Source organism: Mesorhizobium sp. M4A.F.Ca.ET.090.04.2.1, assembly GCF_003999085.1.
Taxonomy (GTDB): Bacteria; Pseudomonadota; Alphaproteobacteria; order Rhizobiales; family Rhizobiaceae; genus Mesorhizobium.
Window position 1 is genome coordinate 1 of the sequence record NZ_RZOT01000106.1, and the last position, 12875, is coordinate 12875.

Genomic DNA, 12875 nt, shown 5'->3' on the forward strand with positions numbered 1-12875 from the left:
CGCATACATGGCGCGAAACTGTTCGAGGAGGTGCGCGTCACCGGCTTCGCGATAAAGGACGGCCGCATCACCGCGGTGAAGACCGACAAGGGCGACATCGCCTGCGACAAGGTGGTGAACTGCGCCGGGCAGTGGGCCCGCCAGGTCGGCGCGATGGCCGGCATCAACGTGCCGCTGCAGCCGGTCAAGCACCAGTACATCATCACCGAAAAGATCGAGGGGCGGGCGACCGACGCGCCGACGATACGCGACCCCGACCGCCGCACCTATTTCAAGGAAGAGGTCGGCGGGCTGGTGATGGGCGGCTATGAGCCGAACCCGCAAGCTTGGACGACAGGCGACGTTCCCAATGACTGGGAATTCCGGCTGTTCGACGACGACTACGATCATTTCGAGCAGCATATGGCGCAGGCGATCGAGCGTGTGCCGGCATTGGCCCATGCCGGCGTCAAGCAGATGATCAATGGGCCGGAAAGCTTCACGCCGGACGGCAATTTCATCCTCGGCGCGGCACCCGAATGCGCCAACATGTTCGTCGGCGCCGGCTTCAACGCCTTCGGCATCGCGTCGGGCGGCGGCGCCGGCTGGGTGCTGGCGCAATGGGTGGTCGACGGCGAGGCGCCGCTCGACCTCTGGGTGGTCGACATCAGGCGCTTTTCCAACCTGCACCGCGATCGGCAATGGGTGCGCGACCGCACGCTGGAAGCCTACGGCAAGCACTACACGATCGGCTTTCCGCATGAGGAATATCTGTCGGGCCGGCCGCGCATCGTCTCGCCGCTCTATGAGCGGCTGAGGCAGCACCGCGCCGTGTTCGGCTCGAAGCTCGGCTGGGAGCGGCCGAACTGGTTCGCGCCCGACGCTGTGGAGCCGCAGGACATTTACTCCATGGGCCGGCAGAACTGGTTCCCGGCGGTCGGCGAGGAACATCGGCATGTGCGCGAGAAGGTTGGCATCTTCGACCAGTCGTCCTTCGCCAAATACGAGATGACCGGCGCGGATGCCCTGAAAGCGCTCGACTGGATCTGCGCAAACGACGTCAACAAGCCGGTCGGCCGGCTGACCTATACGCAACTCCTCAACACGCGCGGCGGCATCGAGGCGGACCTGACCGTCTCTCGGCTCGGCGAGGACAGGTTCTACATCGTTACCGGCACCGGTTTTCGCACGCATGATCTGTCATGGATCGAGGACCATGTCGGCAAGGGGCTCGACGTGGCGCTGAAGGATGTCACTGAGGATTTCGGCACGCTGACACTGATGGGGCCGCGCGCCCGCGACGTGCTGTCGGCAGTGACCGACGCGGATGTCTCCAACGCCGCCTTCCCGTTCGGCCATGCGCGCGAGATCACGATCGTCGGCCACACGGTCAAGGCGTTGCGCGTCACCTATGTCGGCGAGCTCGGCTGGGAACTGCATGTGCCGATCGCGGCGACCGGCGAGGTGTTCGACGCGCTGATGGCGGCAGGCGAGGCGCACGATATTCGCCCGATCGGCTACCGGGCGCTGGAATCGCTGCGGCTGGAGAAAGGCTACCGCGCCTGGGGTTCCGACATCACGCCCAACGACACGCCGCAGGAGGCTGGCCTCGGCTGGGCGGTGAAGCTTCGCAAGAACACCGACTTCGTCGGCCGAAGGGCACTAGAGAACGCCGCCGGCGAGGCGCTGAAGAAACGCTTTGCCGGCTTCACTGTCGACGACCCCGCGATCGTGCTGGTCGGACGCGAGACCATCCTGCGCAACGGCGAGCCGGTCGGTTACCTCACCAGCGGCGGCTATGGCTACACGCTGGGCAGGAACATCGGCTACGGCTATGTGCGCAACGCAGCCGGCGTGGGCGACGATTTTCTCGCCTCCGGCGACTATGAGCTGGTGGTGGCGATGGAGCGGACGCCGGCAAAGATCCATCTCGAGCCGCTGTACGATCCGGCCGGGGAAAAGATCAAAGCCTAGGGCCTCAGATCACGCGCAGGACTAGGCCGCGGCTGGGCACGGTGTCGGCCTCGCCGGGCATTGAGACATAGGGCGCGGTCTCTTCGACGCAGCCGACCGTGCGCCCTGCCTCGAGCGCGGCGACGCGCTTAGCAAAGCCGGCCTCCCACAGCGTGTTCTTGACCGTCAGCACGATCACCCCGCCCGGCCGGCAGATGCGGATCAACTCGTCCAGACCCTCGGCGCCGACATGGCCTGAAGTGAAGACGCCTGCCGAGACGATGCCGGCATAGGCGTTGTCCGCGAAGGGCAATGGCCCACCCATCGCCAGGCAGTGAAGCGCCGTGTAGACGCCTTTGGCGGCAGCCCTGTCCAGCATACCTTGCGAAATATCAAGCGCCTCGACCTCGGGGTAGCCAGTGATGGCAAGCCATTCGCCGATCAGGCCGGTGCCGGCCCCGGCATCGAGCAGCGGCGCGGCGCCGCGCGGCAGATGGCGGGCGATCAGCGCCAGGCAGATCGTCGGATGGCGATAACCGGCCGCCGACATGTCGGCGTCGTAGGTCTCGGACCAGCGGTCGTAAAGTGCTGCCACCTCTTCCGGCCGCTTCGCCGCGTAGGCCGCGGTGAGCGGTCCAAGATGCTTGCTGTCTGCCATCTTTCTGTTGCCGCCGCCTGATCGAGTCGACTCTGATCGGATGATAGCCAAATGGCGAAAATTGTGGAACCGTTCCTCCATAAACAAGGTGTGAAGGTAAACACGGGGGCATAGTGATGGACGAGGCACGCGCGGCATTGGCCGCGATTCCGGTGCTGGCGGGCTACCAGGGACCGCTGGAGCGGCTCGGCGGCCTGACCAATCTCGTCTACAGGGCCGGCGATCTTTGCCTGCGCATCCCCGGCAAGGGCACCGAGGAGTATATCAACCGTGCCAATGAGGCGGTGGCGGCGCGCGAGGCGGCCAAGGCCGGCGTCAGCCCCGAGGTGCTGCATGCCGACGCCGGAACTGGTGTGCTGGTGACCCGTTATGTCGCCGGCGCCGAGACGATGTCGCCGGAGAAGTTCAAGACCAGGCCCGGCAGCCCGGCACGCGCGGGGGAAGCCTTCCGCAAGCTGCACTCATCCGGCGCGATGTTTCCCTTCCGCTTCGAGCTGTTTGCGATGATCGACGACTATCTCAAGGTGCTGTCGACCAAGGATGTCGCGCTGCCCGAAGGCTATCACGACGTGGTGCGGGAGGCCGACAGCGTGCGGGCGGCACTTGCAACCCACCCCATTCCCATTGTCGCCTGCCACTGCGATCCGCTGTGCGAGAATTTTCTCGATACGGGCGACCGGATGTGGATCGTCGACTGGGAATATTCGGGCATGAACGATCCGCACTGGGACCTCGGCGATCTCTCCGTCGAAGGCAAGTTCGACGCCGCGCAGGACGAGGAATTGATGCTCGCCTATTTCGGCCGCGCGCCGAAGCCCGCCGAGCGCGGCCGCGTCGTCATCTACAAGGCCATGTGCGACCTTCTCTGGACGCTGTGGGGGTTGATCCAGCTCGCCAACAACAATCCGGTCGACGATTTCCGCGCCTATGCCGACGGCCGCTTCGTCCGCTGCAAGGCGTTGATGGAGACGGCGGAGTTCTCGCTGCACCTTGCGGCGATACGCAAGGGTTAGCCGCCAGAACTGCGAGCCCTAGTTCACGCCCTTCGGCACGTTCTCCGGGGGAACCACCGTCTCCACCACCTTCTGGCGATGGAAGATGAAGATGCCGGCAAGCACAACAATCGCCGAACCGACCAGGATGCGGGGGCTCGGCACGTCGCCGAAGAAGGCCAGCCCGAAGACGATCGCCCACAGAAGCAGGCTGTAATGCAGCGGCGCCAGCGTCGAGGCCGGCGCCAGCTTCAGCGCCCTGGTGATCATCAGGTGCGCGGAGCAGGAGACGACGCCGAGCAGCAGCAGGGCGCCGAGATCGAGCGCGGACGGTGTGCGCCAGGCGCCGATGGTCAAGACCCCACCGACCAGCAGCGTGCCGATCGTCTGCCAGGTGACGAGCGTGGTGTCGCTGGTGCCGCGCAGGCGACGGTTGAGGATGATGGCGAAGGCGAAAGCGATGCTGCCGATCAGTGCATAGGCCGACGACAGCGAGAAGGCGGCCGAGGAAGGTTTCAGGATGACCAGCACGCCACAGAAGCCGACCACGATCGCCAGCCAGCGGCGCCAGCCGATCTTCTCGCCGAGCAGCAGATGCGACAGCGCGGCGACGTAGATCGGTCCGGCCATGTAGAAGCTCATCACGTCGGCGAGCGGCAGGTAGACGACGGCGGCATAGAACAGCCCGGTGTCGAGCGTGGTGGCGACAACGCGCAGAAGCTGCAAGACCGGCCGCTCCATATCGAACAGCTTGCCGGGCCCTTGGCTGACGATCATCGGGCCAAGCACGATGAAAGCGCCGATCGAGCGGACCAGCACCACCTGGCCGACGGAGAAGGAAGCGACCAGCCATTTGCCCATCGCATCGTTCAGCGCGAACATGAAATCGCCAGCCAGCATCAAGAGGATGCCGGCGAGGAGAACGTTCCTGATCGTGAGGTTGCGGGCGAGCGATGGAGCCATACCGGCTCCCTAGACGCAAGCAGCCGGTTTGACGAGCGGAATTCGGGCAATCGGTAAGACCAGCGCCGGGAATCGGCTGGCGCTACGCCGATGTGTGCCGCCGGTTCACCTGTGACGGCCGGCCGGCAATCGACAGGCGCGTCTCCTGTTTGGTCCGTTCCGCCACCACCTTGCCCCGTGCGATAACGCAGAGGCGATCGGGGCGCAGGCGCACGGCCTCGCTCGGATTGCCGGCGTCGAGTACCACGAGGCTCGCCCGCTTGCCGACGGCAAGCCCGAGGTGGTCGAGGCCCATGATGGCGGCATTGACGTTGGTGACCATGTCGAAACAGCGCGCCATGTCGGCAGGGCTCGACATCTGGGCGACATGCAGGCCCATGAAGGCGACGTCGAGCATGTCGGCGGTGCCCAGCGAATACCAGGGGTCGAGCACGCAATCCTGGCCCCAGCCGACGCGGATGCCAAGCGCCAGCATCTCCTTCACCCGGGTCAGGCCGCGTCGCTTGGGGAACGTGTCGTGGCGGCCCTGCAGCATGATGTTGATCAGCGGATTGGGGATCGCCGACACGCCGGCCTCGGCGATCAGCGGCAACAGCTTGGAGACGTAGTAGTTGTCCATCGAATGCATGGAGGTGAGGTGCGAACCGGCCACCCTGCCCTGCAGGCCGAGCCGCTCGGTCTCATAGGCAAGCTGTTCGATGTGGCGCGACAGCGGATCGTCGGTCTCGTCGCAGTGCAGGTCGACCATCAGACCGCGTTTGGCGGCGATTTCGCAGAGCTCGGTTACTGAGCGCGTGCCGTCGGCCATGGTGCGCTCGAAATGCGGGATGCCGCCGACAATGTCGACGCCGAGATCGAGCGCGCGGATGGTGTTTTCACGAGCCGTCGGCGACCGGTAAAGCCCGTCCTGCGGGAAGGCGACGAGTTGCAGGTCGATATAGGGCGCCACCGTCTTCCTGACGTCGAGGAGCGCTTCGACCGCGAGCAGCCGGTCGTCACAGACATCGACATGGGTGCGGATGGCAAGCAGCCCCATCGACACCGCCCAGTCGCAATAGGCGAGCGCCCATTCCCGCACCGCCTCATGCGTCAACAGCGGCTTCAGCTCGCCCCACAGCGCGATGCCTTCGAGCAGCGTGCCCGACGCGTTGATGCGCGGAATGCCGTAGGAGAGCGTGGCGTCCATGTGGAAATGCGGGTCGACGAAGGGCGGCGAAACCAGATTGCCACGCGCGTCGATCACGTCCCCTGCCTTGGCGGCGAGTTCGGGCTCGATCGCCGCTATCGTCTCGCCGGCGATGCCGATGTCGGCAACCCTGCCATCAGGCAGCGTGCCGCCGCGCACGATGAGGTCGAAATCCATCTGCGTCATCCCCTGAAGAATCAGCTTGCCGTCGTGGCGCAAAAGACACCCTGCCACGGTCGTTTCGTTCCGCAAGTGCGAAAGGTTCCATCCGGCGGCAACTCGCTCTATAAGCCGCCTCTCGCCCTCGTGGCGAATCCGAAATTCGTTTCAGCCAGGCATGGGATCGGCCGATTGTTTCGCATCTTCCGCTCGACGGAAAACCAGCGCCTAATCGCGAGGCTGGTGAGGGAATCCTTCCACGAGCACAAATTCGGCTATGGCGCCGCCATACTGTCGATGCTGGTGGTTGCCGCCACGACCGGCGCCAGCGCCTGGATCCTGAAAGAGATCACCAATGAATTCGTGATCTATAAGAGGCTCGACCGCGTCAATCTGATCGCGGTCGGGGTCGCGGTGATCTTCCTTCTCAAGGGCGTCGCCAATTTCGTCCAGGCCTATTTCATGAGCCGCGTCGGCAACGCCATTATCGCCGACCGTCAGCGCAAGATCTATGACCGCATCCTGGCGCAAGGCATAGAATTCTACCATGCGACCTCGTCGTCCGATCTGATCACCCGCATGACCAACAATGCGCAGGCCGCGCGCAGCGTGCTCGACCTCGTCGTCACGTCTTATGTGCGGGACCTGGTGACGCTGATCGTGCTGGTATTGGTCATGATCTGGCAGCAGCCGGCGCTGTCCCTGATCTGCTTCGTCATCGGGCCCGTGGCCATCTATGGCGTCAACCGGATCCTGAAGCGCGTCCGCCAGATTGCCAAGATGGAATTCCGCTCGCTCGGCCAGATCGTGCATGTGATGCAGGAGACGGCCGTCGGCGTGCGTGTCGTGAAGTCCTTCAATCTCGAGGGCGCGATGCGCAAGCGCATGTACACGGCGGTTTCCGATGTCGAGAACCGCGCCAACAACATAGCCACGCTGGAAGCCGCCACCAGTCCGGTGATGGAAACGCTCGCCGGACTGGCGATCGCCGGCGCGGTCTTTGTGAGCGGTTTCCTGGTTTTGCAGGGCGGCCAGATGCCGGGCAACATCATGGCCTTCATCGGGGCACTGCTGCTCGCCTATGAGCCGGCGAAGCGCCTGGCGCGCGTGCGCATTTCGCTGGAGACCGGCATCGTCGGCGTGCGCATGATGTTCCAGCTCGCCGACCGGCCGCTGACCCTGGCCGAAAAGCCCGACGCGAGGCCGCTACGGGTTGGGCCCGGCGAAATCCGCTTCGAGGATGTCAGCTTCGCCTACCCGGAAAGCCAGCCAGTCTTCGAGGGCTTCAACCTCACGCTCGCGGCGGGCAGGATGACGGCGCTGGTCGGCCCTTCAGGCAGCGGCAAGTCGACGATCCTCAACCTGATCATGCGCATGTACGACCCGCAGGACGGCAAGGTGCTGTTCGACGGCCAGGACATCTCCCATGCGACGCTCGCCTCGCTCAGGGGAAAGATCGCCTATGTCAGCCAGGACACTTTCCTATTTGCCGGCACCGTCATGCACAACATCCGCCTCGGCCGGGAGGACGCGACCGACGCGGAGGTGATGGCCGCCGCCAAGGCGGCCAACGCGCATGACTTCATCACCGCCATGGCCAAGGGCTACGAGACGGAGGTGGGCGAGAACGGCTCGCTGCTGTCCGGCGGCCAGCGCCAGCGGATCTCGATCGCGCGCGCCATGCTGCGCGACGCCGAGATCCTGCTGCTCGACGAGGCGACCAGCGCGCTCGACGCCGAGTCGGAGGCGCTGTTCCGCGACGCGCTGCAGCAGCTCACTGTCGGGCGCACGACGATCGTCATCGCTCACCGTCTGTCAACGGTGCACCAGGCCGACACGATCGTGGTGCTGGAGGGCGGCAAGGTGGTGGAAAGCGGCCCGCACAAGGTCCTGCTCAAGCAGGGCGGGGTGTATCAGAAACTTTATGAGTATCAGCTGATGCCATAACGGAGTGCGATTGTGCGCGCAGCTCGGCTCATATCCTTTCTACGATCGGCCTTGTTGGGCACCCTTGCCGTGCGATCTCCTGCAATGGCCCTCGACTACGACAAGGCGCGTCACCTCGACGCGGAAAATCTCGCCGAACAAGGAATGGCGACGACCTATCAAGAGGTTTTGCCCGAGCTTCGGCAGTATGTGAAAAACCCGACCGCAATCGAGGAGAGCGTCGACACACACACGACCAGATATGCCGTGCGCGCAGCCGGGCAGGAATACGTGTTATACGCTCCGGACGTTCCGGAAAGCGAGGGCAGAAGCTGGGGTACGGCCACCTACGTGTTCTTCAAGATCATCAACGACCAACTCGCCGGTTCGGACGTGCGCTTCTATGCGCTGAACGGCGGAAATGATCTTTTCGGCATCTTCCTGACGCCGCAGCAAGCGGAGGACGCAAAGCGATCGCTGCCAACCCGAACGGATTGGCCCTATCTTCCGGATGCGGAATGGCCTTGGTACGGCCAGTACCACTAACCTCGATCGATCACTCCGGCACGACCCGCACCGCCCCCTTGTCGGCGCTGGTGGCGAAGGCGGCGTAGGCACGCAGCGCGGTCGTCACCTTGCGCTTGCGCTTTTCCTCCGGCTTCCAGGCATCCGCGCCTTTTGCCGCCATCGCCGCGCGGCGGGCGTCGAGCTCGGCGTCGCTGATGGCAAGGCGGATGGTGCGGTTGGGGATGTCGATCTCGATCCTGTCGCCGTCCCGGACCAGGCCGATCGCGCCGCCTTCAGCGGCTTCCGGCGAGACATGGCCGATCGACAGACCCGACGTGCCGCCCGAGAAGCGGCCGTCGGTGATCAGCGCGCAAGCCTTGCCGAGGCGTTTCGACTTCAGGTAGCTGGTCGGGTAGAGCATTTCCTGCATGCCGGGTCCGCCGCGCGGCCCCTCATAACGGATGACGACGACATCGCCCGCCTTGATCTCATTGCCGAGGATCGCCTTGACCGAGGCATCCTGGCTCTCAAAGACCCGGGCCGGACCGGTGAATTTCAGGATCGATTCATCGACGCCGGCGGTCTTCACGATGCAGCCGTCGAGGGCCAGATTGCCTTTCAGCACGGCAAGGCCGCCGTCCTTGGAGAAAGGCGTCTCAGCCGAGCGGATGACGCCCTTCTCGCGATCAAGGTCGAGCTCGTCCCAGCGGCGGTCCTGGCTGAAGGCGACCTGCGTCGGCACACCGCCGGGAGCGGCGAGGAAGAAATCGCGCACGTTCGCAGCGGAGGTGCGGGAAATGTCCCAATGGTCGAGCGCTTCGCCGAGCGTCGCGGTGTGGACCGTCGGCAGATCGCGGTTGATCAGCCCTGCGCGGTCGAGCTGGCCGAGGATGGCCATGATGCCGCCGGCGCGATGGACGTCCTCCATGTGCACGTCGGACTTGGCGGGCGCCACCTTGCAGAGCACCGGCACCTTGCGCGACAGGCGGTCGATGTCTTCCATGGTGAAGTCGACGTCGCCCTCATACGCGGCGGCGAGGATGTGGAGCACCGTGTTGGTCGAGCCACCCATGGCGATGTCGAGCGCCATGGCGTTCTCGAACGCGCCCTTGGAAGCGATGCTGCGCGGCAGCGCGCTTTCGTCGTCCTGCTCGTAGTAGCGCTGGGCGAGATCGACGACCAGATGGCCGGCCTCGACGAACAGGCGCTTGCGGTCGGCGTGGGTGGCGAGCGTCGAGCCGTTGCCGGGCAGCGACAGGCCGAGCGCCTCGGTCAGGCAGTTCATCGAATTGGCGGTGAACATGCCGGAGCAGGAGCCGCAGGTCGGACAGGCCGAGCGCTCGATGACCTTGACGTCCTCGTCGGAGATCTTGTCGTCGGCGGCCGCGACCATGGCGTCGACGAGGTCGAGCGCCTGTGCCTTGCCGGCCAGCACCACCTTGCCGGCTTCCATCGGCCCGCCGGAGACGAAGACGGTCGGGATATTGAGGCGCAGCGAGGCCATCAGCATGCCGGGGGTGATCTTGTCGCAATTGGAGATGCAGACCATGGCGTCGGCGCAGTGCGCGTTGACCATGTATTCGACGGAGTCGGCGATCAGCTCGCGCGACGGCAGCGAATAAAGCATGCCGTCATGGCCCATGGCGATGCCGTCATCGACGGCGATGGTGTTGAATTCCTTGGCGACGCCGCCTGCCTTCTCGATCTCGCGCGCGACCAGCTGACCGAGGTCCTTCAGATGGACATGGCCTGGCACGAACTGGGTAAAGGAGTTGACCACGGCGATGATCGGCTTGCCGAAATCACTGTCCTTCATGCCGGTGGCGCGCCACAGGCCGCGGGCGCCGGCCATGTTGCGGCCATGGGTGGTGGTGCGGGAACGATAGGCGGGCATTGACCTGTCCTTAATGTCATATCGCGTCGGGAGGGCGCGGAAAGCCGGAATTGAGCCGCAGGCCTTATATACGTCGTCGGCTGGTCTGGCCACGCTTTTGCGATGCGCCAGGTTTCGCCAGAAAAATCGCACGGTGCTGTCGGATCGCGCCCGATTCGACCGTCCTTGGGCCAACGGCAGGGACTAAGGCACCAAACGCCTGGTCAGCCGTTTCATGGTGAAGCAGCCTTCAGAAAACCAGCCCAGAGGAGCAAGACATGCAAAAGATCACCACCTGCCTGTGGTTCGACGGCCAGGCCGAAGAGGCGATGAACCACTACGTCTCCATCTTCAAGAATTCAAAGGTGCTGAGCGTTATGCGTTGGCCCGAGGGGCACGCAGATGAGGGCAAAGTGCTGTTGACCACGTTCGAGCTCGACGGCGTGCCGTTCCAGGCGCTCAATGGCGGCCCCTACTTCAAGTTCAACGAGGCGATCTCGCAGTCGATCGACTGCAAGACGCAGGAAGAGGTCGACTATTTCTGGGAGAGACTCACCGAGGGCGGCGAGCCCGGCCAATGCAGCTGGCTAAAAGACAAGTTCGGAGTGTCCTGGCAGGTCGTGCCGGAGCAGTTGCCGCGGCTGCTTCAGGATCCGGACAGGGCCAAGGCCGGCCGTGTAATGTCGGCGATGATGCAGATGGGCAAGATCGACATCGCCAAGATCGAAGCGGCAGCCAGGGGCTGAACCGCGCGAGGCTCGCTCCAGCTCGAGAGTGGTTCACCGTTTCACGGAACGGAGAACCATGCTTTGTTGACGCAATTGCGGGCGGAAGGCTACGGCGAAGTCGGCGAGCCCAACCGTTTCACGATTTTTCTGGAATTGCCCCGGCCGCTACGAAGAACGGCCGGCCGGCACTGTTGTGTCGGGCCCGGTCGGTTGCTGGATCAGACCATGCTCCCAAAGGATTTGCGCAATACGCCGGCCCACCACGACGAGCGATTGCTGCTCCTTCAGGAACGCGAAGCCGCGCCGCGCACGCGCCTCGGCATCCCCGGGCGAAGCGTAGACCATGCGCAAGGCCTCGACTGCGGCGTCGGCGTTCGCCGTTGCCCAGACCTGACCTTTGGTCTGCACATATTCGCCGTGGCGAACCGGCTCCAAGGCATAGGCGACGGGATATCCGGTCAGTTCATTGATGAAGTCGGTCGTGCCGCCATAGTCGGTGGCCACCACAGCCTTTCCGGCCGCGATCGCCTCGGCGGCGCCAAAGCCGAAGCCTTCGGAGCGATGGAGCGAGATGAACGCATCGCACCCCCTCATCAGCGCATCCACGCCCATGCGATCAAGCGTGTGGTCCACAATCTGGATCCGGTCGTCTTGCGCGGCCATGTCGCCAAGCCACTGCCGCAGCCCTTCATCGCGCTCGCCGCGCGTTTTGACGATGAGCTCGACATCACGCTTCGCCGATGGGAAGGCGGCGCGGAAGGCGTTAACCGCGGCTTGAGGGTTCTTGCGCGCGACGTAGGAGTCAAAGTCCAGATAGGTGAAGAAGCGCAGCGTTGCGCGGTCGGAGCGGGGTGCCGGCACATGCAACGGGAGCCGCACGGGCTGCGGCACGTGCTTCAGGGTTATGCCTGAAAGTTCATCGAAGGCGGACGCCACGAAGCGCGAAGGCGCCCACACCTCGTCGAAATCACGGATCGCGGCATGCCACTCCCGCGGGATCCTTCCGAGCTCCCAAAACGGAAACAGGATGTTCAACCGGCCCGGCGCGATGTCCTGGCGATAATGCTCGGTGGCCGCCAGACCGGTAACGACGAGCTGAGCCTTGCGGTCGACCACGGGGTTGGACTTGGTTGCGAATTCGGCGTCGTTCTCGCGCCCTGGCAAAGCAAGGGCGCGAGACGAAACGGGTAGACGCGCCGCGTCGCAGGCATAGACAATATTACGTGCCGCCTGGCCCAGGCCAATCTCGGAGCACAGATATCCGCTGACGCACAGGCCATCCTCCAGATTTCGCGGGAAGGGGATGACCCTATGCTCGGTGAGCTTCGTCCGCACCGCCTTGAGATGGGGGTCCTCGAAGCCGTTGCGCAAAAGGTGCGCGATCGGATTGTCGTGGCCCGGCCGGAACCCAGGAGCCAGAGCGGCATAGGTTTCGATATCGATCCCGTTCGCCGGCTTCCGCCGTTCGCGCCAGCCATGGTTCATATAGTGCGCGAACGGATCGATGCCGCTCATGGCGACATCCTTGTGGGCAGTCAAATACCACTCCGGGTCGAAGACGCCGGCCAGCTCGGCCAATGCCTGAAGATGCCGATGCTCCCATTCGATGCCCAGCACCCCCTGCATCTGCTGCCGCCGCGACAGGACGGCACGCCGAACGTAGCGAACGACCCTTCGCGCAAAATCCTTGATCGTCACGGATTGCCCACCCTGTCAGTCCACGGAAATCCGGCTTGCGGCCGATCGCCCATATCTACATGCGGATTGCAAAAGGGATCCTGATCCACGGCCTCGCGCCAACGCTCCGCTATCAGGCGCATGCTCGCGATACGCATCCTCAGCACCTCAGGCGTGGCTTCGGAACCTCGCGTCGCGGATTCGCGGTGGATGATCCCATCTGTCGGTAGCGCAATGACCCTGAAGCCCTTCAGCCGCGCACGCAGACAATAGT

General features: G+C 64.3%; 11 protein-coding genes. 5 read left to right on the top strand and 6 right to left on the bottom strand.

Going from position 1 to position 12875, the window contains the following annotated elements; genetic code table 11:
* Positions 1-1953: FAD-dependent oxidoreductase (locus EN781_RS10290; RefSeq protein WP_145965474.1), on the top strand; the 1953-nt coding region annotated here is incomplete at its 5' end.
* A 4-nt stretch (positions 1954-1957) separates the two neighbouring features.
* On the opposite strand, the gene EN781_RS10295 is transcribed toward EN781_RS10290, so the two are convergent.
* Positions 1958-2590: a methyltransferase domain-containing protein gene (locus EN781_RS10295; protein ID WP_126056774.1), complete on the bottom strand. Its 633-nt coding sequence runs from the start codon at positions 2588-2590 to the stop codon at positions 1958-1960.
* 110 nt (positions 2591-2700) lie between these two features.
* Between EN781_RS10295 and EN781_RS10300 the strand changes: the two genes are divergently transcribed.
* Positions 2701-3603 carry a phosphotransferase family protein gene (locus EN781_RS10300; protein ID WP_126056775.1) on the top strand — a complete coding sequence of 301 codons (903 nt, stop codon included), beginning with the start codon at positions 2701-2703 and terminating at the stop codon, positions 3601-3603.
* An 18-nt stretch (positions 3604-3621) separates the two neighbouring features.
* Here EN781_RS10300 and EN781_RS10305 read toward each other — a convergent pair whose 3' ends face one another.
* A complete protein-coding gene (locus EN781_RS10305) occupies positions 3622-4545 on the bottom strand; it encodes a DMT family transporter (protein ID WP_126056776.1) in 924 nt (307 codons plus the stop codon).
* 82 nt (positions 4546-4627) lie between these two features.
* Positions 4628-5908 (bottom strand): amidohydrolase family protein, encoded by a 1281-nt coding sequence (locus tag EN781_RS10310; RefSeq protein ID WP_127399952.1) that lies wholly within the window; start codon positions 5906-5908, stop codon positions 4628-4630.
* A gap of 174 nt (positions 5909-6082) precedes the next feature.
* Between EN781_RS10310 and EN781_RS10315 the strand changes: the two genes are divergently transcribed.
* The gene (locus EN781_RS10315; RefSeq protein WP_126056778.1) at positions 6083-7837 is read left to right on the top strand and encodes an ABC transporter ATP-binding protein; all 1755 of its coding nucleotides are present in this window, start codon (positions 6083-6085) and stop codon (positions 7835-7837) included.
* Between the two features lie 84 nt (positions 7838-7921).
* Entirely contained in the window at positions 7922-8362 is a 441-nt protein-coding gene (locus EN781_RS10320) for a hypothetical protein (protein WP_126056779.1), read from the top strand.
* Positions 8363-8372: 10 nt separating this feature from the next.
* Here the strand turns inward: EN781_RS10320 and ilvD are convergent, their stop codons facing one another.
* Complete coding sequence (ilvD, locus tag EN781_RS10325; RefSeq protein ID WP_126056780.1) at positions 8373-10217, bottom strand: dihydroxy-acid dehydratase; 1845 nt, start codon at positions 10215-10217, stop codon at positions 8373-8375.
* A gap of 257 nt (positions 10218-10474) precedes the next feature.
* On the opposite strand from ilvD, the gene EN781_RS10330 reads away from it, so the two are divergent.
* Positions 10475-10942 carry a VOC family protein gene (locus EN781_RS10330; protein ID WP_126056781.1) on the top strand — a complete coding sequence of 156 codons (468 nt, stop codon included), beginning with the start codon at positions 10475-10477 and terminating at the stop codon, positions 10940-10942.
* Positions 10943-11089: 147 nt separating this feature from the next.
* Here EN781_RS10330 and EN781_RS10335 read toward each other — a convergent pair whose 3' ends face one another.
* Together EN781_RS10335 and EN781_RS34750 are read right to left on the bottom strand one after the other, a co-directional pair.
* Positions 11090-12622: a glycosyltransferase gene (locus EN781_RS10335; protein WP_126056782.1), complete on the bottom strand. Its 1533-nt coding sequence runs from the start codon at positions 12620-12622 to the stop codon at positions 11090-11092.
* Positions 12619-12875, bottom strand: a 257-nt coding sequence (locus EN781_RS34750) for a hypothetical protein (protein WP_210213466.1), incomplete at its 5' end; no start/stop codon positions are given. The genes EN781_RS10335 and EN781_RS34750, both read right to left, overlap by 4 nt.